The sequence below is a fragment of the Salegentibacter tibetensis genome (genome assembly GCF_020164485.1).
GTDB classification, from domain to species: Bacteria; Bacteroidota; Bacteroidia; order Flavobacteriales; family Flavobacteriaceae; genus Salegentibacter; species Salegentibacter tibetensis.
Map to the genome: position 1 here is coordinate 1 of NZ_JAIQZA010000094.1, position 812 is coordinate 812.

At 38.1% G+C, this 812-nt stretch carries 1 protein-coding gene; it reads left to right on the top strand.

The window, feature by feature from the left end; all coding sequences use genetic code 11:
- Nucleotides 1-795, top strand: a 795-nt coding sequence (locus tag LB467_RS18640) for a transposase (RefSeq protein ID WP_224475657.1), incomplete at its 5' end; no start/stop codon positions are given.
- Between the last annotated feature and the right edge of the window lie 17 nt (nucleotides 796-812).

Here is an 812-nt window from a genome sequence, read left to right on the forward strand (position 1 = left end):
ATTTTAGCTGGAGAAAGGAATCCAGATGTTTTAGTTGAAATGTGCCATCGCAGCGTTTTAAAAACAAAAAGAGAACTGATAGTTAAATCTTTAAAAGGTCATTATAATGAGGCCGGGCTTTTTGCCTTAGAACAGGCGGTTACTTGCTACGACTTTTACCAGGAACAAATAGTTCGCTGTGACAAGAAATTGGAGGAAGTGCTTAAAAAGATGAGCTCTAATGAGCCCCCGCAAAATAATCCAAAAACTCCTCGAAAACCTATAAGGCACCACAAACCAGAGATTAAAAATATGGATACTTACCTGTTAAGGATATTCCATAATAAAGATGCTACCGTCTTACCCGGCATCACCGACTATAACTGGTTACAATTATTGTCTGAAGTTGGCACTGATCTGCAAAAATGGAAGACAGAAAAACATTTTACTTCCTGGCTTGGTCTTGCGCCCAAACAGCATCACTCCGGCAAAATGAGGAAAAACTATAAATCCAAAGGCCAACCCAAGGCTGGACTAATATTTAAACAAGCTGCCCATAGTCTGATCAACAGCAAGAACATTACTCTTGGAGCCTTCGGTCGCAAAATTAGAGCAAGAAAAGGTCCGTCGCTCGCAATTAAAGCAGTAGCAAGAAAACTGGCTGAATTATACTGGAAATTATTTGTAAAAGGATTAACGTATGTAGAAGAGGGAATTAAAGCTTATCAGGAAAAAATACTGCTTAATAAGCAAAAAAGCTTGTTCAAAATGGCAAAAGAAATGGACATGGTAATCAGCTATAAAACAGCAACTTAAAAAATACGTCAATGGTA